23 protein-coding genes and 1 pseudogene are annotated in these 26,543 nt (G+C 67.2%); 11 read left to right on the top strand and 13 right to left on the bottom strand.

What is annotated here, in order from left to right:
• Positions 1 to 284 precede the first annotated feature (284 nt).
• The 3 genes from G3I77_RS38890 to thyX all read right to left on the bottom strand — a co-directional run bounded on the left by G3I77_RS38890 (position 285) and on the right by thyX (position 3,977).
• Positions 285 to 1,970: a ribonuclease J gene (locus G3I77_RS38890; protein WP_248511808.1), complete on the bottom strand. Its 1,686-nt coding sequence runs from the start codon at positions 1,968 to 1,970 to the stop codon at positions 285 to 287.
• Between the two features lie 154 nt (positions 1,971 to 2,124).
• Positions 2,125 to 3,024 carry a 4-hydroxy-tetrahydrodipicolinate synthase gene (gene dapA / locus G3I77_RS38885; protein ID WP_248511806.1) on the bottom strand — a complete coding sequence of 300 codons (900 nt, stop codon included), beginning with the start codon at positions 3,022 to 3,024 and terminating at the stop codon, positions 2,125 to 2,127.
• 212 nt (positions 3,025 to 3,236) lie between these two features.
• Positions 3,237 to 3,977 carry an FAD-dependent thymidylate synthase gene (gene thyX, locus G3I77_RS38880; RefSeq protein WP_248511805.1) on the bottom strand — a complete coding sequence of 247 codons (741 nt, stop codon included), beginning with the start codon at positions 3,975 to 3,977 and terminating at the stop codon, positions 3,237 to 3,239.
• Positions 3,978 to 4,152: 175 nt separating this feature from the next.
• On the opposite strand from thyX, the gene G3I77_RS38875 reads away from it, so the two are divergent.
• Entirely contained in the window at positions 4,153 to 4,392 is a 240-nt protein-coding gene (locus tag G3I77_RS38875; RefSeq protein WP_248511801.1) for a hypothetical protein, read from the top strand.
• A gap of 112 nt (positions 4,393 to 4,504) precedes the next feature.
• Positions 4,505 to 5,059 (top strand): hypothetical protein, encoded by a 555-nt coding sequence (locus G3I77_RS38870; RefSeq protein ID WP_248511799.1) that lies wholly within the window; start codon positions 4,505 to 4,507, stop codon positions 5,057 to 5,059.
• Between the two features lie 73 nt (positions 5,060 to 5,132).
• On the opposite strand, the gene G3I77_RS38865 is transcribed toward G3I77_RS38870, so the two are convergent.
• From G3I77_RS38865 to rpsO, 5 genes are all read right to left on the bottom strand, one after another.
• Positions 5,133 to 5,588, bottom strand: coding sequence for a hypothetical protein (locus tag G3I77_RS38865; protein WP_248511797.1), 456 nt, complete (start codon positions 5,586 to 5,588; stop codon positions 5,133 to 5,135).
• 13 nt (positions 5,589 to 5,601) lie between these two features.
• The gene (dapB, locus tag G3I77_RS38860; RefSeq protein ID WP_248511795.1) at positions 5,602 to 6,354 is read right to left on the bottom strand and encodes a 4-hydroxy-tetrahydrodipicolinate reductase; all 753 of its coding nucleotides are present in this window, start codon (positions 6,352 to 6,354) and stop codon (positions 5,602 to 5,604) included.
• Positions 6,355 to 6,382: 28 nt separating this feature from the next.
• Positions 6,383 to 7,762 carry a pitrilysin family protein gene (locus G3I77_RS38855; protein WP_248511793.1) on the bottom strand — a complete coding sequence of 460 codons (1,380 nt, stop codon included), beginning with the start codon at positions 7,760 to 7,762 and terminating at the stop codon, positions 6,383 to 6,385.
• On the bottom strand, positions 7,759 to 9,990 hold the full coding sequence (locus tag G3I77_RS38850) for a polyribonucleotide nucleotidyltransferase (RefSeq protein ID WP_248511792.1): 2,232 nt from the start codon (positions 9,988 to 9,990) through the stop codon (positions 7,759 to 7,761). Before G3I77_RS38850 ends, G3I77_RS38855 begins: the two co-directional genes overlap by 4 nt.
• A gap of 291 nt (positions 9,991 to 10,281) precedes the next feature.
• Positions 10,282 to 10,569: a 30S ribosomal protein S15 gene (gene rpsO, locus G3I77_RS38845; RefSeq protein ID WP_003993372.1), complete on the bottom strand. Its 288-nt coding sequence runs from the start codon at positions 10,567 to 10,569 to the stop codon at positions 10,282 to 10,284.
• A gap of 284 nt (positions 10,570 to 10,853) precedes the next feature.
• On the opposite strand from rpsO, the gene G3I77_RS38840 reads away from it, so the two are divergent.
• On the top strand, positions 10,854 to 11,147 hold the full coding sequence (locus G3I77_RS38840) for a DUF397 domain-containing protein (RefSeq protein WP_248511789.1): 294 nt from the start codon (positions 10,854 to 10,856) through the stop codon (positions 11,145 to 11,147).
• A gap of 264 nt (positions 11,148 to 11,411) precedes the next feature.
• On the opposite strand, the gene eccD is transcribed toward G3I77_RS38840, so the two are convergent.
• Entirely contained in the window at positions 11,412 to 12,923 is a 1,512-nt protein-coding gene (gene eccD / locus G3I77_RS38835) for a type VII secretion integral membrane protein EccD (protein ID WP_248511787.1), read from the bottom strand.
• Positions 12,924 to 13,235: 312 nt separating this feature from the next.
• On the opposite strand from eccD, the gene eccCa reads away from it, so the two are divergent.
• The 8 genes from eccCa (at position 13,236) to G3I77_RS38795 (ending at position 23,927) form a co-directional block, all read left to right on the top strand.
• Positions 13,236 to 17,204: a type VII secretion protein EccCa gene (gene eccCa, locus G3I77_RS38830; RefSeq protein ID WP_248511782.1), complete on the top strand. Its 3,969-nt coding sequence runs from the start codon at positions 13,236 to 13,238 to the stop codon at positions 17,202 to 17,204.
• 99 nt (positions 17,205 to 17,303) lie between these two features.
• Positions 17,304 to 17,636, top strand: coding sequence for a hypothetical protein (locus G3I77_RS41015; RefSeq protein WP_308311449.1), 333 nt, complete (start codon positions 17,304 to 17,306; stop codon positions 17,634 to 17,636).
• Between the two features lie 3 nt (positions 17,637 to 17,639).
• On the top strand, positions 17,640 to 17,843 hold the full coding sequence (locus tag G3I77_RS38820; RefSeq protein ID WP_248511778.1) for a hypothetical protein: 204 nt from the start codon (positions 17,640 to 17,642) through the stop codon (positions 17,841 to 17,843).
• 382 nt (positions 17,844 to 18,225) lie between these two features.
• On the top strand, positions 18,226 to 19,146 hold the full coding sequence (locus G3I77_RS38815) for a hypothetical protein (RefSeq protein ID WP_248511776.1): 921 nt from the start codon (positions 18,226 to 18,228) through the stop codon (positions 19,144 to 19,146).
• Positions 19,147 to 19,985: 839 nt separating this feature from the next.
• The gene (locus G3I77_RS38810; protein WP_248511775.1) at positions 19,986 to 20,501 is read left to right on the top strand and encodes a hypothetical protein; all 516 of its coding nucleotides are present in this window, start codon (positions 19,986 to 19,988) and stop codon (positions 20,499 to 20,501) included.
• Positions 20,501 to 22,801 carry a DUF6571 family protein gene (locus G3I77_RS38805; protein WP_248511773.1) on the top strand — a complete coding sequence of 767 codons (2,301 nt, stop codon included), beginning with the start codon at positions 20,501 to 20,503 and terminating at the stop codon, positions 22,799 to 22,801. Before G3I77_RS38810 ends, G3I77_RS38805 begins: the two co-directional genes overlap by 1 nt.
• A 24-nt stretch (positions 22,802 to 22,825) precedes the next feature.
• Positions 22,826 to 23,443, top strand: a complete 618-nt coding sequence (locus tag G3I77_RS38800; RefSeq protein ID WP_248511771.1) for a hypothetical protein — start codon at positions 22,826 to 22,828, stop codon at positions 23,441 to 23,443.
• Between the two features lie 220 nt (positions 23,444 to 23,663).
• Positions 23,664 to 23,927 (top strand): transposase, encoded by a 264-nt coding sequence (locus G3I77_RS38795; protein ID WP_248511769.1) that lies wholly within the window; start codon positions 23,664 to 23,666, stop codon positions 23,925 to 23,927.
• Positions 23,928 to 24,025: 98 nt separating this feature from the next.
• Here G3I77_RS38795 and G3I77_RS41360 read toward each other — a convergent pair.
• The 4 genes and pseudogenes from G3I77_RS41360 to G3I77_RS38775 form a co-directional block, all read right to left on the bottom strand.
• Positions 24,026 to 24,241, bottom strand: a pseudogene (locus G3I77_RS41360) (sortase-dependent protein); the annotation flags it as partial.
• 222 nt (positions 24,242 to 24,463) lie between these two features.
• The gene (locus G3I77_RS38785) at positions 24,464 to 24,766 is read right to left on the bottom strand and encodes a WXG100 family type VII secretion target (RefSeq protein WP_248511765.1); all 303 of its coding nucleotides are present in this window, start codon (positions 24,764 to 24,766) and stop codon (positions 24,464 to 24,466) included.
• Positions 24,767 to 24,854: 88 nt separating this feature from the next.
• Positions 24,855 to 25,193, bottom strand: a complete 339-nt coding sequence (locus G3I77_RS38780; RefSeq protein ID WP_097221214.1) for a WXG100 family type VII secretion target — start codon at positions 25,191 to 25,193, stop codon at positions 24,855 to 24,857.
• 93 nt (positions 25,194 to 25,286) lie between these two features.
• The gene (locus G3I77_RS38775; protein WP_282574459.1) at positions 25,287 to 26,453 is read right to left on the bottom strand and encodes a S8 family serine peptidase; all 1,167 of its coding nucleotides are present in this window, start codon (positions 26,451 to 26,453) and stop codon (positions 25,287 to 25,289) included.
• Between the last annotated feature and the right edge of the window lie 90 nt (positions 26,454 to 26,543).

Here is a 26,543-nt window from a genome sequence, read left to right as displayed (position 1 = left end):
CGGGCGCTTCCCTTCGGTCTTGCGTTTCCGACTCTATCAGATCTTTCCGATCCGATTTCCTCGGTGCTTTCCAGGTTCCCGCTTCCGCGTTTCCCTTTCCGGCGGTTCCGACTTTATCAGAAGTTTCTGAGTCGGATTTCCCTCCCCGGCCGGGCATGGTCCCTGCGCCTGAGTTGGCGCGGGTGCCCCGTCGGAAGGAGTTGTAAACCTACTGGAGCGGGGTGCCTCGATGCAAATCGAGGCACCCCGCTCCCAGTTGGCTTGAGCTCAGGCCCGACGGACCGTCAGACCTCCACCACCACAGGCAGGATCATCGGGCGGCGCCGGTAGTTGTCCGAGACCCACTTGCCCAGCGTGCGGCGCACGAGCTGCTGGAGCTGGTGGGGCTCGACCACGCCGTCCTGGGCGGAGCGTTCGAGCACTTCCGTGATCCTGGGGGCCACGTCGCTGAAGGCGGAGTCCTCGATGCCCGAGCCGCGGGCCTGGATGTGCGGACCGCCGGTGATCTTCCCGGTGGACGAGTCGATGACCACGAAGACCGAGATGATGCCCTCGTCGCCGAGGATCCTGCGGTCCTTCAGCGCCGGCTCGCCCACGTCACCGACCGAGAGACCGTCGACGTAGACGTAACCCGCCTGGACCTTGCCGGAGATCTTCGCCTTGCCCTCGACGAGGTCGACGGCGACGCCGTCCTCGGCGATGACGATGCGGTCGTGCGGGACACCGGTCAGGGCGCCCAGCTCGGCGTTGGCACGCAGGTGGCGCCATTCGCCGTGCACCGGCATCAGGTTCTTCGGGCGGCAGATGTTGTAGAAGTACAGCAGTTCGCCCGCGGAGGCGTGGCCGGAGACGTGGACCTTGGCGTTGCCCTTGTGGACCACGTTGGCGCCCCAGCGGGTGAGGCCGTTGATCACGCGGTAGACCGCGTTCTCGTTGCCGGGGATCAGGGAGGACGCCAGGATCACCGTGTCGCCCTGGACGATGCGGATCTGGTGGTCGCGGTTGGCCATGCGGGACAGGGCCGCCATCGGTTCGCCCTGGGAGCCCGTGCAGACCAGGACCACCTCGCTGTCCGGGAGGTCGTCGAGCGTCTTGACGTCCACGACCAGGCCCGGCGGGACCTTCAGATAGCCCAGGTCACGCGCGATGCCCATGTTGCGGACCATGGAGCGGCCGACGAAGGCGACGCGGCGGCCGTACTCGTGCGCCGCGTCCAGGATCTGCTGGATGCGGTGCACGTGGCTGGCGAAGCTCGCGACGATGATGCGCTTGCGGGCGCCGGCGAAGACCTGCCGCAGGACGTTGGAGATCTCCCGCTCGGGCGGGACGAACCCCGGGACCTCGGCGTTCGTCGAGTCCGAGAGGAGGAGGTCGATGCCCTCCTCGCTCAGACGTGCGAAGGCGTGGAGGTCCGTGAGGCGGCTGTCCAGCGGGAGCTGGTCCATCTTGAAGTCGCCGGTGTGGACCACCATGCCCGCGGGGGTGCGGATGGCCACGGCCAGCGCGTCCGGGATGGAGTGGTTGACCGCGATGAACTCGCAGTCGAAGGGGCCGATGCGCTCGCGGTGCCCCTCCGCCACCTCAAGGGTGTAGGGGCGGATGCGGTGCTCCTGGAGCTTGGCCTCGATGAGGGCGAGGGTCAGCTTGGAGCCGATCAGCGGGATGTCCGGCTTCTCGCGCAGGAGGAAGGGGACGCCGCCGATGTGGTCCTCGTGCCCGTGCGTGAGCACGATGCCCTCGATGTCGTCGAGGCGGTCCCTGATGGACGAGAAGTCCGGCAGGATCAGGTCGATTCCGGGCTGCTCCTCCTCGGGGAAGAGCACTCCGCAGTCGACGATCAGCAGGCGGCCGCCGAATTCGAAGACCGTCATGTTCCGGCCGATTTCACCGAGGCCGCCGAGCGGGGTGACCCGCAGGCCTCCCTCGGGGAGCGGCGAGGGCGTGCGGAGTTCAGGATGCGGATGGCTCAAAAGACTCTCCTCAACCACGCACGCCACGTACCGGTGGGGCACGTGGCGCGCGTGACGTTCGTGCAGAAGCAGTTGTCTGTGTGGGGTGCGGGCACCGGTGGCCCGCGTATTCAGTTGTGAAGCAGTTGCGCGGGGGTCCGCGCGAAGTCTGATGTCAGAGCTGTACCCCGCCGGCGGCAAGATCGATCTTGAGTTGCTCGATCTCGTCGGGCGCGCACTCAACCATGGGGGCACGCAGGGGCCCGCCGGGCAGTCCTTGCAGGGCGAGCGCCGCCTTGGTCGTCATCACGCCCTGGGTGCGGAACATACCCGTGTAGACGGCGAGCAGCTTCTGGTGGATCTCGGTGGCCTTCTGGACGTCGCCCGAGGTGTACGCCTCGACCAGGGCGCGCAGCTCGGGCGTGACCACGTGGCCGACGACCGAGACGAAGCCGACCGCGCCGACCGAGAGCAGGGGCAGGTTCAGCATGTCGTCGCCGGAGTACCAGGCGAGGCCGGAGCGGGCGATGGCCCAGCTGGCGCGGCCGAGGTCGCCCTTGGCGTCCTTGTTGGCGACGATCCGCGGGTGCTCGGCGAGGCGGACGAGCGTCTCGGTGTTGATGGGGACGCCGCTGCGGCCGGGGATGTCGTAGAGCATCACCGGAAGGCCGGTGGTGTCGGCGACGGCCGTGAAGTGCCGGTAGAGGCCTTCCTGCGGGGGCTTGTTGTAGTACGGGGTCACGACCAGCAGGCCGTGTGCGCCGGTACGTTCCGCCGCCCGGGCGAGCTCCATGCTGTGGTGGGTGTCGTTGGTGCCGACTCCGGCCACCACGTGGGCGCGGTCGCCGACCGCCTCCAGGACCGCCCGTACGAGATCCGCTTTCTCCGCGTCGCTGGTGGTCGGGGACTCGCCGGTGGTGCCGTTGATGACCAGGCCGTCGTTGCCTGCGTCCACCAGGTGGGCGGCGAGCCGCTGCGCGCCGTCGAGGTCGAGTGCGCCGTCCGCCGTGAAGGGCGTGACCATGGCGGTGAGGACCCGCCCGAAGGGGGTCTGCGGAGTCGAGGTCGGAGCCATGGGTTACACGCTACTCGTTGCTCAGGACCGGGTCTGCCCACGGGGCAGGCGACAAGTCGTGACAAAGGTGGAGCCCGGCACTGCCTGCTCGGGGGTTCAAGCAGTGCCGGACCCGTTTGATCAGGCTAGATGAACTTCTCCAAATGCCGCAATACGGACACTTCGCGCGACTGAACCGTACATCTGTACCTGACCGGGGGACTGGGGGCGCGTTACGGCGCCACGCGTCCGTTCGCATTGAAGGCGGCGTAGGTGAGCGGCATGAGACGGGACCACTCGGCCTCCATCTTCTCGCCGACCATCTCGATCTCGCGCTGCGGGAAGGACGGGACCTTCGCCAGCTCGTGCTGGGTGCGCAGGCCGAGGAAGTGCATCAGCGAGCGGGCGTTGCACGTGGCGTACATGGAGGAGTACAGGCCGACCGGGAGGACCGAACGGGCTACCTCGCGGGCGACGCCGGCGGAGAGCATCTCCTGGTAGGCCTCGTACGCCTGCCGGTACGAGTCCTCCATGACGCGGCCGACCAGCTCCTGCTGGGCCTGGGTGCCCTCGACGAAGACGTACTTGCCCGGGCGGCCCTCCTGGACCAGCTTGCGGGACTCGTCGGGGACGTAGAAGACGGGCTGGAGCTCGCGGTAGCGACCGCTCTCCTCGTTGTACGACCAGCCGACGCGGTGCCGCATGAACTCGCGGAAGACGAAGATCGGGGCGCTGATGAGGAAGGTCATCGAGTTGTGCTCGAAGGGGCTGCCGTGCCGGTCCCGCATCAGGTAGTTGATCAGGCCCTTGGAACGCTCGGGGTCCTTGGTCAGCTCCTCCAGGGACTGCTCGCCGAGGGTCGAGACGCGGGCGGCGAAGAGGACGTCCGCGTCGGACGCGGTGTGCTTGACCAGCTCGACGGTGACGTCGCTGCGGTAGCTGGGCTTGAGGTCGTCGGCGGGGGTGTCGGTCACGGTTGGCAGGGCCTTCCCATCTCGTCGTGTGGCGACGCCACTCTACGGCCCGGCGAAACAGGTCCGATCGGTGCCGTGCCGCAATGAAGTCGGTGAAACGGGGCACCTCTGAGGGAGTTCGTTCGTCTCTACAGACGAAAGTGATCCGTTCCACCTTGAAGGAGACGCACCCCTGATGTTCGGTCGGCGTGAACCCGTACCGTTTGCCTTCGTAGCCGAGGCCGACAGGTTCCGCAGCAATGTCACTCCCCCACCGCGCGAGCGGCCGTCCGTCGGTGAGATGGCCGGCCGATGGCTGCTGGGACTCACCATCGTGGCGGGGCTCGTGGGGTCCCTGGTCATCGGGACCCCGGCGCTGACGCCCGGCCATACGGCCGATCAGCCCCAGCAGTCGCAGGCGTCCGAGAAGCGCTGAACCGCCCCCGGCCGGGGGTGACTCCATCCGGCCCCCCGCCGGTGGTGACCGGGGACACAGATCGGTAGCCTCACCGGGCACAGCCCACGCATGGATCGAGTGAGGACCAGCCGTGCCCCTGCCCTTCCTGACGGCCGACCGCGTATTCGAGGCGGCGGACGACGTTCCGTTGCCCTACGACGACCGTGACCGCTGGCGGCGGCCGTACCGGCCCGGACCGTGGCGCGTCGGGGTCGCGGCGCTCGCGCTGCTGCTCGCCTCGTTCGTACTGTTCGCGGCGGTCATCATCGCGGCCACGGCCGAACTGACCTCGGCCACGCTGGTGTTCGGTCTCGCCCTGTTCGTCATCGCCGCGGCGCTGCGACTGCTGCGCATGGGCGTGTGGGTCAACGCGCGCGGGCTGCGGCACGTGGGTTTCCTCACGACGCGTACGGCGTCCTGGGAGCAGGTCGTCTCCGTGCGTACGGTGCAGCAGCCGGTGCGCTGGCTGGGACTTCCCCGGACCGTGCAGGGCCAGGCGCTGCTGCTCGGAAGCCAGGGCCGGGAGGCCACCGGTCCGGTGCCGCTGATGACGACGCACAACGCGGACTTCCTGGGCCGCGCGGAGGCCTTCGACCGGGCGGCGGACTCGGTCGAGGCATGGGCCGAGGAGTACGGCCCGCGCTGACATCCTCGACCTCATGCCGGTGGGGCCGGACCGTTTGCACGGTCCGGCCCCACCGGCATGAGGGGGGTGCGGATCAGGCCGCTTCGGGCTGCTTGCCGTCGTGCAGGGCGATCGCGTGCTGCATCGTCTTGCGGGCGCGCGGGGTGTCCCGGGCGTCGTGGTAGGCGACGGCGAGGCGGAACCAGGTGCGCCAGTCGTCGGGGGCGTCTTCCGTCTCGGCCTTGCGCTTGGCGAAGACCTCGTCGGCGGAGTCGCGGTCGATGCGCCCGCTGGGGGTGCGCCGCAGTTCGTCGACGGGCAGGCCGCCCTCGGCGTCGAGTTCGGCGGCGAGCTGGTTGGCCTTGCGGACGAACTGGGTGTTCTTCCACAGGAACCACAGGCCGATGACCGGCAGGATCAGCACGGCGACACCGAAGGTGACGGTGAGGGGCGTGCCGGTCTCGATGAGCAGGACGCCGCGGCTGCCGGCCAGGACGAAGTAGACGACCAGGACGGCGGCGGTGAGGGCATAGGTGAGCTTCGCGCGCATGACGGTCCGAGACTCAGTTCAGGTCCAGGAAGTGTTCCAGGCCGAACGTCAGGCCCGGGGTGCTCACCACGCGGCGGGCACCGAGCAGGATGCCCGGCATGAAGCTGCTGTGGTGGAGCGAGTCGTGCCGGACGGTCAGGGTCTCGCCCTCGGCGCCGAGCAGGACCTCCTGGTGGGCGAGCAGCCCGCGCAGTCGGACGGCATGGACCGGGACACCGTCGACGTCGGCGCCGCGGGCACCGTCGAGGGCGGTGGCCGTGGCGTCGGGGGCCGGGGCGGTGCCGGCGGCGCGGCGGGCCTCGGCGATGAGCTGGGCGGTGCGCGTGGCGGTGCCGGAGGGGGCGTCCACCTTGTTCGGGTGGTGCAGCTCGACGACCTCGACGGACTCGAAGTAGGGGGCGGCGAGCTGCGCGAACTTCATCGTGAGGACGGCCCCGATGGAGAAGTTCGGCGCGATGAGCACACCCGTCCCGGGGGAGGCGGACAGCCAGCCGTTCAGCTGCGCGAGGCGCTCGTCGGTCCAGCCCGTGGTGCCGACGACCGCGTGGATGCCGTGGCCGACCAGGAACTCGAGGTTGGCCATGACCGAGTCGGGCGTGGTCAGTTCGACCGCGACCTGGGCGCCGGATTCGGTCAGCGTCTCCAGCTTGTCGCCCCGGCCGAGGGCGGCGACCAGTTCCATGTCCTCGGCGGCTTCGACGGCTCGTACGGCTTCCGAGCCGATCCGGCCCTTGGCGCCGAGGACCGCCACGCGCAGCTTGCTCATCTCTTGTGCTTCCTTCACCAGGGGATTGTCAGGCGACGGTGTCGTGCAGGCGCGTCGCCTGTTTGTCCTTCAGCGGGCCGATGACCGACAGGGAGGGCCGCCGTCCCAGGATCTCGCGGGCGACCTCGCGGACGTCGTCCGGGGTGACCGACGCTATCCGGGACAGCATGTCGTCGACGGACATCTGCTCGCCCCAGCACAGCTCACTCTTGCCGATGCGGTTCATCAGCGCGCCGGTGTCCTCCAGGCCGAGGACCGTGGACCCCTGGAGCTGGCCGATCGCCCGCCCTATCTCGTCGTCCGAGAGGCCGTGCTCGGCGACCTGGTCGAGCTCGTCGCGGCAGATCTTCAGCACGTCGTGCACCTGCGACGGGCGGCAGCCCGCGTAGACGCCGAACAGTCCGCAGTCGGCGAAGCCGGAGGTGTACGAGTACACGCTGTAGGCCAGGCCGCGCTTCTCGCGGACCTCCTGGAAGAGACGGGAGGACATGCCGCCGCCGAGGGCGGTGTTCAGCACGCCCAGGGCCCAGCGCCGCTCGTCCGTGCGGGACAGGCCCGGCATGCCGAGCACGACGTGCGCCTGCTCGGTCCTGCGGTCGATCAGCTCGACGCGGCCCGCGGTGCGCAGGGCACGCTTGCCGCCGCGCGGGGCGACCGGGTCGGCTGCGAGGTCCTTGAAGGCACCGGCCTTCTCGAAGGCGGCGCGGACCTGCCGGACGACCTTGGCGTGGTCGACGTTGCCGGCGCAGGCGACGACCAGGTGGGTCGGGTCGTAGTGCTTCTTGTAGAAGCGGCGGATGCGGTCGGCGGTGAGGGCGTTGACCGTGTCGACCGTGCCGAGGACCGGGCGGCCGAGGGGGTTGTCGCCGAACATCGTGTGCGCGAACAGGTCGTGCACACAGTCGCCCGGGTCGTCCTCGGTCATGGCGATCTCTTCGAGGATGGCGCCCCGCTCGACGTTGACGTCCTCTTCGAGGATGAGGGAGCCGGTCAGCATGTCGCAGACGACGTCGATGGCCAGCGGCAGGTCGGTATCGAGCACGCGTGCGTAGTAGCACGTGTACTCCTTCGCCGTGAACGCGTTCATCTCGCCGCCGACCGCGTCGAGGGCGGAGGAGATGTCCAGGGCGGACCTGCGGCTGGTGCCCTTGAAGAGCAGGTGCTCCAGGTAGTGGGTGGCGCCGTTCAGCGCGGGGGTCTCGTCGCGGGAGCCGACGTGCGCCCAGATGCCGAAGGTGGCGGAGCGGACCGAGGGCAGGGTCTCGGTGACGATGCGCAGGCCGCCGGGGAGGGTGGTCTTGCGGACCGTACCGATGCCGTTCTGGCCCTTGATGAGGGTTTGGGTACGGGCGACGGCCCGCGCCTCCGAAGAGGTGCGGGCCGTCGCCTTGAAGCCACGGGACGTCACTGCTCGGCGTCGTCCTTCTTGTCGTCGGAGCCGCTGTTGGACTCGGTCTCGCCCTCGATCACGGGGATCAGGGAGAGCTTGCCGCGGGAGTCGATCTCGGCGATCTCGACCTGGACCTTGGCGCCCACACCGAGGACGTCCTCGACGTTCTCCACGCGCTTGCCGCCGGCCAGCTTGCGGATCTGCGAGATGTGCAGCAGACCGTCCTTGCCCGGGAGCAGCGACACGAACGCGCCGAAGGTGGTGGTCTTCACGACCGTACCCAGGTAGCGCTCGCCGACCTCCGGCATGGTCGGGTTGGCGATGCCGTTGATCGTGGTGCGGGCGGCCTCGGCGGACGGTCCGTCGACCGCGCCGATGTAGATCGTGCCGTCGTCCTCGATCGTGATGTCGGCGCCGGTGTCCTCCTGGATCTGGTTGATCATCTTGCCCTTGGGGCCGATGACCTCGCCGATCTTGTCCACGGGGATCTTGACGGTGATGATCCGCGGGGCGTTCGGGGACATCTCGTCCGGCGTGTCGATCGCTTCCATCATCACGTCGAGGATGTGGAGGCGGGCGTCACGGGCCTGCTTGAGGGCCGCGGCCAGGACGGAGGCCGGGATGCCGTCCAGCTTGGTGTCGAGCTGGAGGGCGGTGACGAAGTCCTTCGTGCCGGCGACCTTGAAGTCCATGTCGCCGAACGCGTCCTCCGCACCGAGGATGTCGGTGAGGGTGACGTAGTGCGTCTCGCCCTCGATCTCCTGGGAGATGAGGCCCATGGCGATACCGGCGACGGGTGCCTTCAGCGGCACACCGGCGTTCAGCAGCGACATGGTGGAGGCGCAGACCGAGCCCATGGACGTCGAGCCGTTGGAGCTCAGCGCCTCGGAGACCTGGCGGATCGCGTAGGGGAACTCCTCGCGCGTCGGCAGGACCGGGACCAGGGCGCGCTCGGCGAGGGCGCCGTGGCCGATCTCGCGGCGCTTCGGGGAGCCGACGCGGCCGGTCTCGCCGGTGGAGTACGGCGGGAAGTTGTAGTTGTGCATGTAGCGCTTGCGGGTCACCGGGGAGAGGGTGTCCAGCTGCTGCTCCATGCGGAGCATGTTCAGGGTGGTGACGCCCAGGATCTGGGTCTCGCCACGCTCGAACACGGCGGAGCCGTGGACCCGCGGGATGGCCTCGACCTCGGCGGCCAGGGTGCGGATGTCGGTGACACCGCGGCCGTCGATGCGCTTCTTCTCCTTGATGACGCGCTCACGGACCAGGGTCTTGGTCAGCGAGCGGTACGCGGCGGAGATCTCCTTCTCGCGGCCCTCGAACTCCGGCAGGAGCTTCTCGGCGGCGAGCGCCTTGACGCGGTCCAGCTCGGACTCGCGCTCCTGCTTGCCAGCGATGGTCAGCGCGGAGGCGAGCTCCGGCTTGACGGCGGCGGTGAGGGCCTCGAGAACGTCGTCCTGGTAGTCCAGGAAGATCGGGAACTCGCCGGTCGGCTTGGCGGCCTTGGAGGCGAGGTCCGACTGGGCCTTGCAGAGCACCTTGATGAAGGGCTTCGCGGCGTCCAGACCGGCCGCGACGACCTCCTCGGTCGGCGCCTCGGCGCCGCCCTCGACCAGCTTGATGGTCTTCTCGGTGGCCTCGGCCTCGACCATCATGATCGCGACGTCGCCGTCCTCCAGGACGCGGCCCGCGACGACCATGTCGAAGACGGCGTCCTCGAGCTCGGTGTGCGTCGGGAAGGCCACCCACTGGCCGCGGATCAGCGCGACGCGGACGCCGCCGATCGGGCCGGAGAAGGGCAGGCCGGCCAGCTGCGTGGACGCGGACGCGGCGTTGATCGCCACGACGTCGTACAGGTGGTCGGGGTTGAGCGCCATGATCGTGGCGACGACCTGGATCTCGTTGCGCAGGCCCTTCTTGAAGGAGGGGCGCAGCGGGCGGTCGATCAGGCGGCAGGTGAGGATGGCGTCCTCGGAGGGACGGCCCTCACGGCGGAAGAAGCTGCCGGGGATCTTGCCGGCGGCGTACATCCGCTCCTCGACGTCCACCGTGAGGGGGAAGAAGTCGAGCTGGTCCTTGGGGTTCTTGGAGGCGGTGGTGGCCGACAGCACCATGGTGTCGTCGTCCAGGTACGCCACGGCGGAGCCGGCGGCCTGCTTGGCCAGGCGGCCCGTCTCGAAACGGATGGTGCGGGTGCCGAAGGCGCCATTGTCGATGACGGCCTCGGCGTAGTGGGTCTCGTTCTCCACTAGCGTTTTCTCCTCGTCCTCGTCTCCGACTGCCCGTGTGGCAGGGAGACGGTTGCGGAGAAGCGCGCCGTGCTGTGCGGGCCGGTCTTCGATCGAAGCACCCGGGGTTCGCTTCTCCCGGGGGCCACTACCGAGGACCGGCGGCGGCTAGGTGCGCCTCTCCTCGTCTTGTCGTGCTGTGTCGTCCGTATTGCGTTGTGCTACCACACTACAAAGCAGTGGTGACACTCCGCACGTACAGCAAAGGGAGCGGTCCCGTATTCCTTCGGGAACCGCTCCCCTCACGGCGTCTTACTTGGCGCCCGCCGCACCACGGCGGATGCCGAGGCGGTCGACCAGCGCGCGGAAGCGCTGGATGTCCTTCTTCGCCAGGTACTGGAGAAGGCGGCGACGCTGACCCACCAGGATCAGCAGGCCACGGCGGGAGTGGTGGTCGTGCTTGTGGGTCTTGAGGTGCTCGGTCAGGTCCGAGATGCGGCGCGAGAGCATGGCGACCTGGACCTCGGGGGAGCCGGTGTCGCCCTCCTTCTGGCCGAACTCGGTGATGATCTGCTTCTTCGTAGCGGCGTCGAGCGGCACGCGTACTCCTCGTAGTCTGTTGATGGCCACCGAGTGCCCCCGGTCTGTGTCTCGGGGGAGCTTCCATGACTCGGAAGGCGGGGATCCGCTGGGCGCGGCCTCCAGAGCGGTGAGCTCCGGGGGTGCGTACACAAACGGCCGTCGACCAGGGTACCAGGCGGTCGGGGGCCTCTTTGCCCTGGTCTTTCGAACCTCCCGGCCGGAGGGGAGGGGGCCACTAGGGTGAGCGGATTCGGATCGTTGGTACGTCGGGAATTGGTACGTCGGGAAGGGGTCGCTGCGGCATGGCGGAGACGGCTGAGGAGATCAAGGCACGCAAGGAGCGGGAGCGGGACGAGCTCTACGCCCTCGACATCTCCGGTGTCGAGTGGCACAGCGCGCCGGGCACCGAGGGGCACGAGGAGCGGGTCGAGATCGCCTACCTGCCCGAGGGCGCCGTGGCGATGCGGTCGTCGCTCGACCCGGACACGGTGCTGCGCTACACGGAGGCCGAGTGGCGGGCGTTCGTGCTGGGGGCGCGGGACGGGGAGTTCGATCTTGAGCCGACCCCCCGCAGTGGGGGTCTTGGCCCGGAGTGACGGGCGGGCACGGGAGCCCTTACCGGGTCGTCGGGCACTCCCCGACGACCCGGTCATCGAGTCGCGAGCCCCTGTGCGGCGTTGCCTCGTGACGGTCGGCGACGCGTCCGAGGAGCGGGAAACGGCTTCCATGGCGGCCCTGCCGCCGCCGCTACCCCGCTGGACGGCGGACCGGCGCCCCGCAGCCATCGTTCGACGCTTCCCGTAGGTGTCGTGGATGCGCCGCCCGGATGGACCGGGTGAACACCGATAGCGGTGCAGGGCTCAGCTGGTCATCGCGCGTACTGCCGAGTACACGTCGAACACCGCCAGGGTCAGCGGCACCAGGGTCAGCAGCACGAAGCCCTCGGCGATCTCCAGGAAGCGTCCCCAGAACGGGGTGAGGCCGCCGCGCGAGACGATCAGACCGATCGCCGTGACGAGCGCGGCCGCCGCGGCGATCGCCGCGACGAGCCAGATGGTCCGGAGGTCGAGGTCGCTGCGGTCGCCCGTGAGGGCCTCGCGGACGATCGACTGCGGCGGATTGAGTGCCAGCCCCAGGCCGAGCAGTACGAGAGAGGCGAGACCGGCGGCCAGGACGGGGGCCACCTGGCCGGTGTACCGGAAGAGATGGGCGCGCATCAGCATGGCCAGGCCGGTCGCCAGAGCCAGGAGCTGGGCCCAGACGTTCTCGGAGAACCCGAGGACCGCCGAGGAACCGACGGCGAGCAGTGCGCAGCCGCCCACCAGACCGACCAGGAGTTCGTGTCCACGCCGCGCCTGGGCGGCGACCCGCTCGGCGTCGACCGGCTCCTGGGGGGCGGGGTCTGTGGCGTACGCGCTGCGCGGGGCCGTGTTCGGGGTGTCGAAGCCGATCGGGAGCCGGGCGAAGCGCATCGACAGCCCCGGCAGAAAGGCCAGGCCTCCGACGGCGATCGGGGCGCACAGTGCGGCGATCTCGGAGGGCGTCCAGTCGGCGAGGATCGCCGCGAACGCGGCGATCAGGCTGATGGCGGAGGCGACGACGAAACCGACGAACGGGCCATCCCCGCTCGGTGAGCACAGGGTGAGCAGGACCGAGGCCAGCAGCACCGCCGCGCAGGCGAGGAGGAACTGGAGCCTGCCGATGCCCTGTCCGTCGGCGAGCGGCAGGAGGCCCGAGCCGGCCACGCCGACGTTGGGGAGGGCGCCGAGCCCCAGGGCGATGGCCGAGGCCCGGTCGTCGTAGACCCGGGCGCGCACGCAGGCCAGGACGACCAGGAGGACACCGGTGACGCCGGCGAGGATGCCGGGCAGGCTGTTCATGTCGTGCAGCGGGTCGCCCATCCAGGCCACGAACGCCAGCAGGACCGGCAGTACGCCTCCCCCGACGAGACCCGCCGCGCGCGTCAGGTCGCCGCTCCACAGGGTGCGCTCGCTGGTCACGGCGGAGGCGACCGCCTCGGAGACGTCGTCGAAGACGGCGGGCGGCAGCGACTCGGAGAACGGGCGCAGCGCGAGGAGTTCGCCGTCGAGGATGCGCTGGGCGGCGAAGGAACGGGCACTGTCGAGGACAGTGCCGTCCCGGCGGACCAGGTGGTAGCCGACGGGCGCGCCCTCGGCGGGACTTTGCCGGGCGAGGGTGAGGATCTCCGGATAGAGGTCGGCGACCGGGATGTCGTCGGGCAGCGCCACGTCGATCCGGCTGTCGGGCGCGACGATGGTGACGCGGCAGAAACCGAGACCCGTGCCCGCCCCGGCGGGGGTTCCCGTACCGGGTCCCCCTCCGGTGACTGCCGCGGAGGCCGTCATGCTCACCTGCTGCTCCCCCTCAGTGATGATTCTTTACCTTCGGTACGGAAGTCCTGCGCGGTTTTCCCGTCCACTGTGACCGCTCGTGCGGCGAGGTCGCAGGAACGGCTCTTCGTGCCGTCGCCGGGCTTCCGACAGCCGGCGGGATCCGACGCAATGCGCCGCTTGCTCCAGCGCAACTCGTGTGTGCCGACGCGAACTTCCGGCACCCTATCGCCCCCTGCCTTCATGGGAGTCAGTAGGATCGCGCGGCGGCCTGCGTCCGCCTGACACGGGGCGGCGGACGGACTCTCGGGCTGGTCAAGGGAATGGATGCCAGTGAGCCACATCGTCGTGAAGCGCCCGCCTCGGGTGCTGCCGTCCGAAGTGTCCACGCAGGACATCATCCTGCAGCCTCCACCGGAACTTCCGCGGGGCCATCGGGAGAGCGTGCTGATGCAACTCCTGCCGACGTTGGGCATGGGTGGCTCGGTGGTCTTCTTCTTCACGAGCGGGCAGCCGTTCATGAGGATCATGGGCATGGTCATGATCGCCTCGACCATCGCCATGTCCGTCGCGATGGTGATCCGCTTCCGCCGCGGCTCCCAGGGGGAGTTGGCGGACATGCGCCGCGACTACCTGAGCTACCTGGCGCAGACCCGGCGCACCGCCGTCGACACGGCGAAGGCACAGCGTGACGCGCAGTACTTCCTCCACCCCTCCCCCGAACAGCTGTGGGCCCTGGTCGCCGAGGGCAGCCGGGTGTGGGAACGACGCTCCGGCGACGAGGACTTCGCCCAGGTCCGCATCGGCCTCGGCGCGCAGGCCCTCGCCAGGGCCCTCGTCGCCCCCGAAACCGCCCCCGTCGAGCAGCTGGAGCCGCTGACCGCAGGTGCGATGCAGCGCTTCCTCGCCGTCCACAGCACCCTGGACGACCTGCCGATGGCGGTCTCGTTGCGGGCGTTCTACCACGTCACGATCAGCGGCGATCCGCAGTCCGTACGGTCCTCCGCCCGCGCCATCACCGGCTCACTGGCCGCGCTGCACTCCCCGGATGATCTGCTCATCGTGGTGGCGGCGGGACGCGAGGCCCTCCCCCACTGGGAGTGGGCCAAGTGGCTGCCGCACGTCCAAGCGCCCGGCGCCGTGGACGGAGCGGGCAGCCGCAGGCTGATCGACAGCGACAGCCGCGAACTGGAGAACCTGCTCGCCACCCGGCTGACCGGCCGCCCGCGCTTCCACCCGAACGCGGCGCCGCTGCAGGAGGAGCCCCACATCGTCGTCGTACTCGACGGCCTCACCCTGCCGCCGGACTCGGTCCTGGCCAATCCCGAAGGGCTCCAGGGCGTCACCGTCCTCGATGTGGTCCCCGGCGAGCTCATGACGGGCGGCGGCGAGCTCTCCATCGTCGTACAGCCCGAAGCGCTGCACCTGGAGTCGGGACACGGTGTCGTCTACGAAGGAACCCCCGACGTCCTTTCCTACGAGTCCGCCGAAGCCCTCGCCCGGCAGCTGGCCCCGCTGCGGATGGCCTCGGGCGGTGACGACGACGAACCACTGCTCGCCAACCTGGAGTTCACCGACCTGCTGAACCTCGGTGACGCGGCGTCCGTCGACACCCAGCGCACCTGGCGGCCGCGGTCGCTGGCGGAGCGGCTGCGGGTGCCGATCGGTGTCGGCGAGGACGGACGCCCCGTGATGCTGGATCTCAAGGAGGCCGCGCAGGAGGGCATGGGCCCGCACGGCCTGTGCGTCGGCGCCACCGGCTCCGGCAAGTCGGAGCTGCTGCGCACGCTGGTACTGGGCCTCGCGGTCACCCATTCGTCGGAGACGCTGAACTTCGTCCTCGCGGACTTCAAGGGCGGCGCGACCTTCGCCGGCATGGCGCAGATGCCGCACGTCGCGGCCGTCATCACCAACCTCGCGGACGACCTCACCCTGGTCGACCGCATGGGCGACTCCATCCGCGGCGAACTCAACCGCCGCCAGGAGATGCTGCGCGACGCGGGCAACTACGCCAACATCCACGACTACGAGAAGGCCCGCGCGGCCGGTGCCGCCCTGCAGCCCATTCCGTCGCTGGTGCTGGTCATCGACGAGTTCAGTGAGCTGCTGACGGCGAAGCCCGACTTCATCGAGATGTTCGTGCAGATCGGCCGCATCGGCCGGTCGCTCGGTGTACACCTGCTGCTGGCTTCGCAGCGCCTGGAGGAAGGCCGCCTGCGCGGTCTGGAGACCTACCTGTCGTACCGAGTCGGTCTGCGCACCTTCTCCGCCGCGGAGTCCCGCGCGGCGATCGGCGTACCGGACGCCTATGAGCTGCCGAACGTCCCGGGCTCCGGCCTGCTGAAGTTCGGTACGGACGAGATGGTGCGATTCAAGGCGGCCTACGTCTCCGGCGTGTACCGCTCGGGCACGCAGCGGGCGACGCTGGGCGGCCCGCTGCCGATGGACCGGCGGCCGGTGCTGTTCACGGCGGCCGAGGTGCCGGTGCAGTACGTGGCCGTGCCACAGCAGCGCCCTTCGGCTGCGGACGGTCCGGAGGTCGACGACGCGCTCGCCGACACCGTGCTCGACGTGATCGTGCGCCGGCTGGAGGCCCAGGGCCCGGCGGCACACCAGGTGTGGCTGCCGCCGCTGGACAGTCCGCCGCCGCTCGACGCACTCCTGCCCGGCCTCACAGCGGTACAGGGCCGCGGACTCACACAGCCGGGCTACGAAGGCGCCGGCCGCCTGGTCGTACCGGCGGGCCTGGTGGACAAGCCCTACGAGCAGCGCCGCGACCCGCTCTGGGTCGATTTCTCCGGCGCGGCCGGCCACATGCAGATCCTCGGCGGCCCGCAGTCCGGCAAGTCGACGCTGCTGCGCACCCTGATCTCGGCGTTCGCACTCACGCACACGCCGTACGAAGTGCAGTTCTACGGCCTCGACTTCGGCGGTGGCGGCATGGCGGCGGTGGCCGGCCTGCCGCACGTGGGCGGGATCGCCTCACGCCTGGATCCGGAGCGGGTCCGGCGCACGGTGGCCGAGGTGTACGGCGTACTGAACCGCCGCGAGGAGTTCTTCCGCTCCGCGGGCATCGCCTCGATCGCGGACTTCCGGACCAGGCGGGCCCGGGGCGAGATCCCGGTCACGGATCAGCCCTGGGGCGACGTGTTCCTGGTCATCGACGGCTGGGGCAACTTCCGCGCGGACTACGAGGCGATGGACCAGGTGATCCACGACATCGCGGCGCGCGGTCTCGGTTACGGCGTCCACCTGATCCTGACGGCCTCACGCTCGATGGAGGTCAGGGCCAACCTCAAGGACCACCTCATGAACCGCCTGGAGCTGCGGCTCGGCGACACGATGGACTCCGAACTGGACCGCAAGGTGGCCGCGAACGTCCCGGCGGGGGTGCCCGGCCGCGGACAGGCGCCGCAGAAGCTGCATTTCATGGCGGCGGTGCCGCGCATAGACGGTCTCACCTCCGACACGGACCTGGCGGACGCCACGGCGGCCCTCGCGACCGAGGTCACCCGACACTGGGAGGCCCCCGGCGCCCCCGAAGTCCGTTTGCTGCCCCGCGAGTTCCCGGCCGATCAGCTTCCTCCGGGCGGTCGCTTCCCGCGCCGCGGCGTCGCCTTCGCCCTCGACGAGGACAACCTTGAACCGGTCTTCGTCGACTTCGAGCAGGACCCGTTCTTCCTCGTCTTCGGCGAGAGCGAGTCGGGCAAGTCGAACCTGCTGCGGTTGCTGATCCAACAGCTGACGCAGCGGTACTCGGGCGACGAGGCCAAGCTGTTCGTCATCGACAACCGGCGCTCACTGCTGGACGTGACGCCGTCGTCGCACCTCGCCGAGTACATCCCCATGTCCAACTCCATGGACCACCACATGGCCGCCCTGGCCGACCTGATGAAGCGCCGCACACCGACAGCCGACGTCACCGCCCAGCAGCTGCGGGACCGGAGCTGGTGGCGCGGACCCACGGTGTACGTCGTCATCGACGACTACGACCTGGTGGCCACGTCGAGCGGGAATCCGCTGGCTGGGTTGACGGAGCTGTTGCCGTTCGCCCGGGATGTGGGGGTGCGGTTCATCATCGCGCGATCGACGGCGGGTGCGGGGCGGGCGTCTTACGAGGCGTTCATGCAGCGCGTGAAGGAACTGGGTGCGCAGGGTGTGGTGCTCGCCGGTGACCCCGGCGAGGGAGACCTGCTCGGTGGGGTCCGGCCGCGGCCCATGCCTGCGGGGCGGGGGGTCTTTGTGTCTCGGCGGAGGGGGAGGCCGTTGGTGCAGACGGGTTTGGTGCAGCTGGACTACTGAGTCTGTGGGCAGCGGGGATGGTCCCTGTCACCCATAGGAGGTGGCCAAGTTGCTAGCCTGACGGGCGCACATCAAGCGACCACACGGGGGCAGGGAACCATGACGGAACCTGTCGCAGAGCAGCACGGCGACGGTCACGCAGCTGCACATGGCGTCGGCATGCGACTGAACCAGTACCCCGCTGATTCGGGCCCCTCAATGGGTTCCTGGGGCGGTCGGAAGGACCTGGCGTCAAGTCCCTCGGAGAAGAAGGCCGCTGCACGGGCCATCGAGGAGCACATCGAGCCCGACACCCGGAAATCAGGTGACTGGGCGGATGACGAGACCAACGCTGCCGTCAAGGCGTTCGCCGCGAAGGACGGCCATGGGTGGGTCACGTCGGGAGCCTTCAAGGTGAAAGGCGCGTTGGCAGACAGAGACCGGATCGGATGAATAGTGTTCAATATCGGCCCAGGGCCGCTGATCTTCTTCATTTTCGGTTGGCTTTTTGCGCTGAATATTATGGGGCTCGCGGATCGGGTGTATCAGTTCGCTTCCCGCTTTGTGCCGATGATTGGGACCTCGGTGACGCTCCGGATCATGGGTGGTATCTGGATCTTCGTGGGCGGCACTCTCGTCACTCTGGATCTGCTGAGCTGAGTGAGATACCGAGGTTGAACTTTTGATGCCGCAGGCTCGTGGCATTGCTTGATCCCCTGGTATGCCTCGCTATGAGGTACGCGCAGGGTGGCGGGCTGCCTCCGAAGCGGCAACAAGCCCGCGAGCAGGTGCGCATGGAGGCCGCGAAGCGGTTCGAGGTGAGTGAGGAACCGCCGGGATCGCCGCTGGCCTGTGGGGCGGGGTAGGGCAGGTGAAGAAGTGGCGCAAGGCATGGCGCGTGGGCGTGGCCGGCCCGCTGCGCTCGAAGGGGCCCGGACGAGGAAGTGAGATGACGGATACGAGCGGCCGGGCAAGTCTCGGACGAAAGATCATTGCTCCCGTCCTAGCGGTCGCTGTGCTGGCGGTGGGTGCCCATCTGTGGTTGAACACCAACCTTTTCGACGGCAAGGACGTGTGCGGAGGGCTGGTGTCCACCGACTCAGTCGAGGCCGTCTTCTCCAAGTCCGGACGCGTCTCCGACCGCGACGGTCTGGACGACCGGCCGGGCGACCGGCTCGCCTTCACCTGCATAGTGGAGAACTCATCCTTCCTCCCGGGGTCGGACACCGAGTACCTGAGGATCTCGGGGAGCCGCGAGCGCGGTGACTTCCCATTCACCGACAACGGCCGTTGGCCGAGCCCGACCACGTTGTCTTTCTTCTCCGGCGGCGCCACTGGCGCTGTCGGAGCGGACCACGGCTGGGTCTTGCTGCCTGACGCCTGCACGACGGCTGACGGACCCGCCATCATCGAGGGATACGCCCCCGACGGCTCGGCCCCGGTGAAATTCACCCGGCTCCTGACCGAGGTCGCCAACAGCGCGGCAGAGCGGGCGGACTGCGCGGCCGAGCAGCCCCTCACCGCCCCCGACACCCTCGGTGCTGCCCCAGAGGCGCGCCAGGTCAAGGACGGCGTGGTGTGCGGCCTCACCAGCCTGAAGTTCCCAGGTCCGAAAGGGCAGACCAAGGTGAGGGAGATGGTCCAGGACCGCACCAGCTCCACCTGGTCGTGCGAGGTCACGGGCCACGCCACCTACGCCGTGACCCAGGAGCCGCACATTGTCGCGGGCATTCGCTCCTCGCCCGGATACAAGGAGCAGCCGCGGGTGGCGGGCCACCAGGTGTCGGGCTTCGACACCCGGCACGTGGTCGCCGACTGCGCGGGCACTCCGACGTACTTCTCCATGGAGCTTGGGCAGGACTACACCTCGGCCATCGGAGAGTCCAGCACCCCACGCACGAAGGACCTGTTCGAGAACTTCGTCGACGTCGCTGGTAAACGGTTCGGCTGCAACGCGCACTGAAGGGCCCTCGATCGGTCGCTGTCGATCATCGCGGACGCTGGTGATGGGTTCGCCCCCGAGATCCGCGACGACATGGCCAAGGTGCTGGTGAACTACGGCTCTCAGGACAGTCGCCCTTTGACGGCCCCTCAGTTCAACCCCTCAACCTCGAAATACTCATCACAGCGCTCGACGTGGCGATCCCCGCCCCTCGTCCAGGGCGCAGGTGCACCAGACCTGCTTCTCTCGAAGCTCGTGCGATGCCAGCCCCATCGCCATGCCAGGGACTCCACCAGGCGCAACCTGCGGCCCTGTCCAATGACAGATCATTGCCGCCCGGCAGTTCCGGTGCCCGGTCTGGAGCGTGGTCGATCACCATCACTCGTAGGACTCGCTGGGCAGCGGTCGGCCGCGGCCTATGCCTGCGGGGCGGGGGTCTTTGTGTCTCGGCGGAAGTGGAGGCCGTTGGTGCAGGTCGGGTTGGGTCCGAAAGGGGCGTTCTGATCGTCGGGGTGGGGATATCCATGCTCGCGTTAGCTCTGGGGCTCGTGGGGCTCGGTGCGGCCGACCAGCGGGCGCTGAGTGGATTTCAGGAGCGTCCGTTCCGGGACCCTGAGTCGAACAGCCCGCCGGGCTCGAGGCGTCGGGCCAAGCGGATCGTGTCGTTAGTCTGAGCTGTGGCAATGATTGAGGATGGTTGCGCAGAGGTTAGCGATCGCGGCTCAGATGCGACTTGAGGGGGAAGTGTGAGAGGTCCGAGACTCCCTTGAACGGGCTCACGGGCCTGGCCTGTTACGCGTTTGACAGGATGGCCGTCCATCGGACGGCTTTACAGGGACACGGGGAAGGGGTCCGACGCGATGGCGTGGGATGAATGGGAGCAGCTGAAGTCGCAGGTAGCTCAGGACGGCTCAACCCGGATGCAGTTGAACCAGTTGGACCCCGGCGACGGCGGACGGCCTGCGCTGGATCCCATCCAGTACGGCGACCTGAAGGTCAGCCAGAAGGATCTGGCGAAGATCGGCCAGAACGCCTTCGACCTGTACGACGATCTGTGGAACAAGGGGCGCAGAGCGGTCCCCACCAGCGAGAGCGCCGCTGGAACCCTAACAAAGGGCGGATTCGCCCTCGGCGGCGCGCTCCAACACGTGGCGCTCCGCTGGGACCAGCAGCTGTCCTCCCTCCGTGACGCGTGCGCACACATCTCAAACCACATGCGAGTCACCAAGAAGTTGCACGCCGACGACGACGGCTATATCCGCCGGCAGATGAGCAGCATCGACCTGCTGGACGCGGGCTTCGACGAGCGTATCGGCCCTCCTGGCAAGCAGAACTCGGTCTACGGCGAACCCGATGACAAGAAGGGCAAGAACTAATGGATCTCGACGCCCTTCGCAAAGCCGACTTCAGTTTGCTCGACGATGCCGTCGACGACTGGTCGACGATGGTCAAGGATCTGGAGACACTGAAGGAAGAAGCCGAGAAGGGCCTTCGAGGCACGGCCAACAAGGCCGAGTGGGCGGGTGTCAACGCCGACGTCTCCAAGGAGTTCATCGGCAAGACGACCGAGGAGTTCAAGGACGCACACGGCCAGGCGGACTCCATCTACAAGATCCTCAGGGACACCCGGAACGAGCTGAAGGGCTACAAGGGGCAGCTCCTCGACGCCATTGAACGCGGCCGTCAGAAGAAGCTGACGGTGATCGGTTACGAAGGCGGCTTCACCGTCACCACGGATGTCCCGCCGGAAGGCCGCGTCCAGGAGGACAAGGACAACAAAGGCGAGATCACCGCGCTTCGAGACGAGCTCCAAAAGATCCTCGACAAGGCCACGGAGAGCGACAAGTCAGCCAGCACGGTCCTCACAGCCATTGCCGACCAGAGCAGGCTGGGCTTCTCGGACGCCAACTACAACAGCCGGGACGAGGCGGCCGACGCGATCAAGAAAGCCGACGAGCTGGCCAGGCTGGCGAAGAAGAAGCCCGAGGACCTCACCCCCGCGGAGTTCGACCGGCTCAACAAGGGGCTCAAGAACTACGCGGACGACGAACTGTTCGCGGAGCGCTTCGCCACGAGCCTCGGACCGAACGGGACGCTCAACTTCTGGACCGGCGTCAACGATCCGAACAGCGCCTGGGAACTGGGCCACAAGCGGTCCGACAAGTTCGACGACCTGCAGAAGAACCTCAGTCTCACGCTTGCTACGGCATCACAGAGCGACAGCGCCGACATGTCGGACTGGAAGTACAGAATGACCGACCTGGCCGACAAGCCCGTGGGTCGCAACGGCGGTTTCCCCCTCGGGGTGCAGGTCATGACCAATCTCATGCGGTTCGGCAACTACGACGACCGATTCCTCGCCGACTACGGCGACAAGGTGATCGAGACAGAGAAGAAGTTCACGGGCAACGGGCGCCACGGGGCCTGGACTCGCACGGGCGGCGACCAGCTCCTCAACCGCACCGGTACCGACTCGGGCTGGGACCCGATGACTGGGTACCTCAAGGGGCTGTCCAATAACCCGGATGCGGCTACGGAGTTCTTCAACGGCACCTTCGTTACGAAGGATGAGGACCATGACTTCACGCACGACACTGACGGTGACGGGAAGGAGGGAAAGAGGGCTCTCAGCAACTTTGACTACCTGTTCGAGGAACGTGACTGGCCACAGGACACGGATAACAAGGGCGAGGACAGCATCGCAGGGCGTAACTATCTTGCTGCGGCGTTGGAGGCCGCCACTACGGGGCATCCGGCGGGTGAAATGCCGACGAAGGATACACCGCCCCACAATGCCGACCAGGCCAAGATTACACAGAGCCTTGTGTCATCCATCTCGGAAGATCCGGCCCGTCTAACCAAGAACGGCTATATGTCAGACAGCATGGGGCAGATCGCTGCTGAATACATGCCTGACATTCATCGCGGACTTCATGCCGGAACTAAGGGAGAGGCGCAACTCTTCCCCATCGCAGGCACAGCAGCAGAGTTGAGCGAAAGGGATACCACGCGCTTCCTCTACACACTCGGCCGAAACCCCGACAGTTATGCAGCCGTGAATCTGGGGCAGACCAGCTACACGACACAATTGATGCAGTACCACTTCGAGCATCCCGAGGTATACGCCAACGACCCGGCGTTTGATGTGCAAGATCGCCTCAAGCAAGGAATTGACGACATCGCCCGAACCGCCGGGCAGATCGAGGGCATGATCGGCGCAGGTCGAGCCTATGAGAGCGAGCTCGAGGGTGGCGCTAAGGATGCCGACTACAACGCCAAGATCGAGAGTATCGGCACTTGGGGCGGCGCCATTGTCGGCATTGGGATCGGTATGGCCGCAACACCGGCCACTGGCCCTGGGGGCGTCATCATCGGAGATTTGGCTGGCACAGCTGCCGACGAAATCATCAGCGGCATCACCGAAGGCTCGCTGAAGGACAGCTCGGGGGAGGTCGTTTACCGCAACGGCGAAAAGGTCGAGGACACCAAGTCCTCGACCTACGCCGCCGTCGAAGCAGCGGCTCAAAAAGCAGGAAAGAATTCCGGCCGCAGCTATCCACTCATCGAGGCCTCCGTGGGAACTTCAGCAGAGAGTGGATTCGACAGCGCTCGCACGAAGATTCACGACTATTTCGATGGCGAGGGAATTCCCAGGCAACTCGATTCGGAAGGCTGAAAATTGAGACTCACTCACCCAAAAATGATTCTCATCGTGGGATCTGTGATCGCTTTGGCTCTCTTCGCAGGCCTTGCGTACTCTTACAAGCTCTGGCCCTTCAGGGAGAAGGGTGAGATTGAAGCAGGAGAGGTATGCTCCTCTCTGGGTCCCTCGTCCAGCGTGGTCAACGCTTTGACGAACGTACTGCCGGAGGAATCCTCGTACTCCTTCAACGAAAAGGCGCGCCTTCGCGTTGACGCCACGGACGCCACCTATGAGTCCTCATGTTTCGTCTCTGGGGGCGGCAAACAGCTACTGGTCGTGAAAGCACGCTTGATGGAAGACGAGCCGGCAAAAAGCTGGACTCAGTGGGTCAAAGGAACAGCTGCGAACGAGGCATCCACCAAATCGCTCACTCCCTTCACGGCCGGAGATAAAGCCGTCGCATCCAGTAGGTTCGCGGCCATCTTCCTTCCATGCACTTCAGCTGGGAAGGCTCCAGGTGGACAATACAATCTCAGCGTTTCCACCGAGTTGAAACAGGCGGGAAACTCCAGCGATGCCGCGGTGCGCGGTGAGCTGATCAAGCTCACAAGGAAAGCCTCTTCGTATGCTCACGCCAAAGCGAAGTGTGACATGACGCCCAAGATCGACGAGTAGCTCCGCACACAACAACGACTTCGCCGTAATAACACGCAATCATGACGCGAAAGCATCACGTACGCATGTGAGTAGCTAGCCCACCCGCCCCCGGAGGGCTGCATCGACACGTGGCGTCGAGCCAGTCCGCCACTTGCGGGTCCGGACTGGGTTGGGACTGCTGCAGGGTTGGGTGACACCTGACCTGGGTTGCTGAGAAGCGGCCTGGAAAAATGTTGCAGTGCCCAAGCCGTATCCGAAGGAGTTCTGCGAGGACGTCGTGCGGGTCGCGCGTAACCGCGAGCCTGGCGTCACGCTGGAACAGATCGCCGCCGACTTTGGGGTCCACCCGATCACGTTGTCGAAGTGGCTGCGCCGCGCCGAGACCGATGAGGGCGCCAGGCCCGCAACGACGTCGGGTGAATCGGCCGAGCTGCGCGAGGCCCGCAAGCGGATCCGGTTGCTGGAGCAGGAGAACGAGGTGCTCAGGAGGGCTGCAGCGTAGTAGTTGATGTGAGGAGCATCGTCGTGTGCGACGGGCGGCACACGGAACGGGATGATCTTGGCGCCGGGGGCGAGTCCCTGCAGCCCGCCGCCGCGGCCCGTTCCGGCGATGAGCTCGGCGGCTGTGGTCCCTGCACCGGTGGTGTCGGTAGTGTCCGTCACGCTGCCTTTGACGTTCCCGGATCGCACCGAGGCGTCTACCCCCGTGAGGACCTGTCCCCGCAGAGCGGGCGTAGCAGGGTTCAGGCCAGTGCTGATGACTGCGCCCTTGATGCCCTTGCCCGTGCTGACCTTCCACAGATCTTCGGCCTTCATGGCTCCGAGGTACCGCTGCCTGGGAGTCGTGTCCGCTGCCACGGCGAGGGGGGACGGGCCGGCGATACCCATCAGGACACAGCGCAGGCTCGAAGCGTTCGGTGCATGATCCCTTTTCGTTCACTCACAGACGTGTGGCGCAGGACTTCTGAAAGACGCGGTACAGCACAGGGTGGGCACCTCCCGTGCGTGCCCACCCTGGTTCTTGCAGATTGTGCGCTCCTACTGGAAGTAGCTGGCGCCCTTCAGGTCGCCGCCGCGGTAGTCACCGCCGGCGGTGCTGACTCGCTTTGAGATGTTGACCAGCGCCTGGTGGATGCCCCGTGCGTGCGTGTCCCACTGCTTGGACTTCTTCTGGAACTCCTCGTACGCTTCGCCGCCCCAGCCCGCGGAGACGTTGAGCACGGCCTGCTTCAGGGCCTCGAGGTCCTCCTCGAGCTTCTTTGCCTGATTGCCGAGCTCGGTGGCGAGCGCGTCCATGGTGCCGTAGGTGACGGCAAGTTCGTCGTAGTGGGCTCCGGACATTTTTCCCTCGTTTCTGTGCAGATTTCAGCCGGACTGCGCAGCCCGGACCGCGGTGCGGGTCGCTGCCGCCGATGGCTCGTCAGTAGCCTCAGTAGCTGTTGAGCGCCGAAGTCTTTCCACCGAGATCGTCTACCGAGATCTGCTTGAGGTCGGCTTCGATCTGGTCTTCGAGGTTGCGCTTGTCGGTCTTGTTCAGGTTGATGCCCTCGAGGAAATCGTCGAGCATCTTGCCGATCGCGACCATGTGCTGGTTGATTTCCGTCTGCTTCGTGTTGAACGCCTGGGCGCCCTGTCCCCTCCAGGCCTTCTCGATCATGTCGATCGTGCCCTGCAGCTTCGCGAGCGATCCCCTGATGTTGTCGTATCGATCGACGACCTCGGTCTGAAGCCTCTGTACGTCGCCTTCATTAAGCTTGCGGTCGACCATTTCGGCACTCCCCTTCGTAAGAGCTGTGGTTCGTTTCCGGGCGCGTCGTCGCGCCGGAGAGGTCGTGTGTGACCGGTTGACCCGCGTGAGTCGTCATGCTTTTCGCCGCGAGCGGATCACCGCGAAGGCGCCGCCCCCGATCACCAGAGCCGCCCCTGCGGCTCCGAGAGCGACCCACATCGTGATGTCGTCGGACGACTCCGAGGTCGACCCTGCCGCCGAAGTATGGCCGCCAGAAGTGTTCTTGGGGGCCTGTGACGAGGTTGATACGGGAGCGGAGGGTGAGGCGGTGACGCCCGTGACGCCGGTTCCGTTTTCGAAGCTGAGGGGGTCGGTGGCGGCCGAACCCGGGTTGATGTCGCTGTTCTCCAGCACCTTGCGGGGGCGGACCAGACCGTAGCCCAAATAATTGCTCGGCTTATTCTTCGGCCAGTCACGGCTCGCTGTGTCGATCAGACTGCGGAGAACCTGGTTGGCGGTCCAGTTGGGGTGGGCGGACCAGATGAGGGCGGCAGAGGCGGAGGCGATGGCAGTGGCCATACTTGTTCCATCTCCCTCATTGCAATACGAGCGGAATGTCGCGTCGCACCAGTAGGGCACGTTGAGACCTGGAGCCGCCAGATCGACATAGTTACCGAACTCCGAGAAGCCGCCCACTTTCCCCTTGTCGTCCGCGGCAGCCACCCCCACTACGTAGGGATAGGCGGCTGGATAGCCAATGAAGTTCTTGGATTCAGCGTCGTTTCCGGTAGCGGCGAACATCAGTTTTCCCTTGGAGTGGGCGTATTTGACGACCTTCTCCACATCTGGGTCGATGATGTCACTGCCGATGGACATGCTGATGATTTGAGCATCACTGTCAGCCGCAGCCTTGATCGCATCGGCGACAGAGGGTGTTTCCTTCTTGACGGTGCTGCTCAAGCCTTTGGAGAGCACTCGATAGGGGACGATTCTCGCGCCGGGGGCCAAGCCCTGCACCCCACCTCCGGCGCCGGTACCGGCAATCAACTCCGCCATGCTGGTGCCGTGGCCGTTGTAGTCTTCGGTGGCCTTGTACGAGACCCCCTTTGGCACCTCATCTGCGAGTACCTGATCCTTCAGGGAAGGTGTATCCGGATTCACGCCGGTGTCCAGCACGGCAACTTTCACTCCTTTGCCTGTGCTGATCTTCCACATGGCTTCGGCGTGCATCGCGTCCAAGTACCACTGCTTCGACTGAATGTCTGCGGCGACCGCACTCGGAGCCAGCCCCGAGGACATGATTGCGAAAGCACCGAGTGCCGCGCATGCGGTGGACACCCGTCCTCCGGCACGTCCTGCGAAGAACGCAGTCAATCCGCCACGTGGGCT

It is taken from the genome of Streptomyces sp. D2-8, assembly GCF_023184515.1.
Taxonomy (GTDB): Bacteria; Actinomycetota; Actinomycetes; order Streptomycetales; family Streptomycetaceae; genus Streptomyces.
This window is presented reverse-complemented; position numbering and strand designations above follow the sequence as displayed.

Bases quoted from the DNA above. Each gene is read 5' to 3' on its own strand.
- G3I77_RS38775 (WP_282574459.1), bottom strand. From the start codon at position 26,453: ATGTCCTCGGGGCTGGCTCCGAGTGCGGTCGCCGCAGACATTCAGTCG.
- G3I77_RS38810 (WP_248511775.1), top strand. From the start codon at position 19,986: ATGGCGTGGGATGAATGGGAGCAGCTGAAGTCGCAGGTAGCTCAGGAC.
- G3I77_RS38805 (WP_248511773.1), top strand. From the start codon at position 20,501: ATGGATCTCGACGCCCTTCGCAAAGCCGACTTCAGTTTGCTCGACGAT.
- G3I77_RS38785 (WP_248511765.1), bottom strand. From the start codon at position 24,766: ATGTCCGGAGCCCACTACGACGAACTTGCCGTCACCTACGGCACCATG.
- G3I77_RS38840 (WP_248511789.1), top strand. From the start codon at position 10,854: ATGGCGGAGACGGCTGAGGAGATCAAGGCACGCAAGGAGCGGGAGCGG.
- G3I77_RS38865 (WP_248511797.1), bottom strand. From the start codon at position 5,588: ATGCGCGCGAAGCTCACCTATGCCCTCACCGCCGCCGTCCTGGTCGTC.
- dapA (WP_248511806.1), bottom strand. From the start codon at position 3,024: ATGGCTCCGACCTCGACTCCGCAGACCCCCTTCGGGCGGGTCCTCACC.
- dapB (WP_248511795.1), bottom strand. From the start codon at position 6,354: ATGAGCAAGCTGCGCGTGGCGGTCCTCGGCGCCAAGGGCCGGATCGGC.
- G3I77_RS38875 (WP_248511801.1), top strand. From the start codon at position 4,153: ATGTTCGGTCGGCGTGAACCCGTACCGTTTGCCTTCGTAGCCGAGGCC.
- G3I77_RS38780 (WP_097221214.1), bottom strand. From the start codon at position 25,193: ATGGTCGACCGCAAGCTTAATGAAGGCGACGTACAGAGGCTTCAGACC.
- G3I77_RS41015 (WP_308311449.1), top strand. From the start codon at position 17,304: ATGACGGAACCTGTCGCAGAGCAGCACGGCGACGGTCACGCAGCTGCA.
- G3I77_RS38800 (WP_248511771.1), top strand. From the start codon at position 22,826: ATGATTCTCATCGTGGGATCTGTGATCGCTTTGGCTCTCTTCGCAGGC.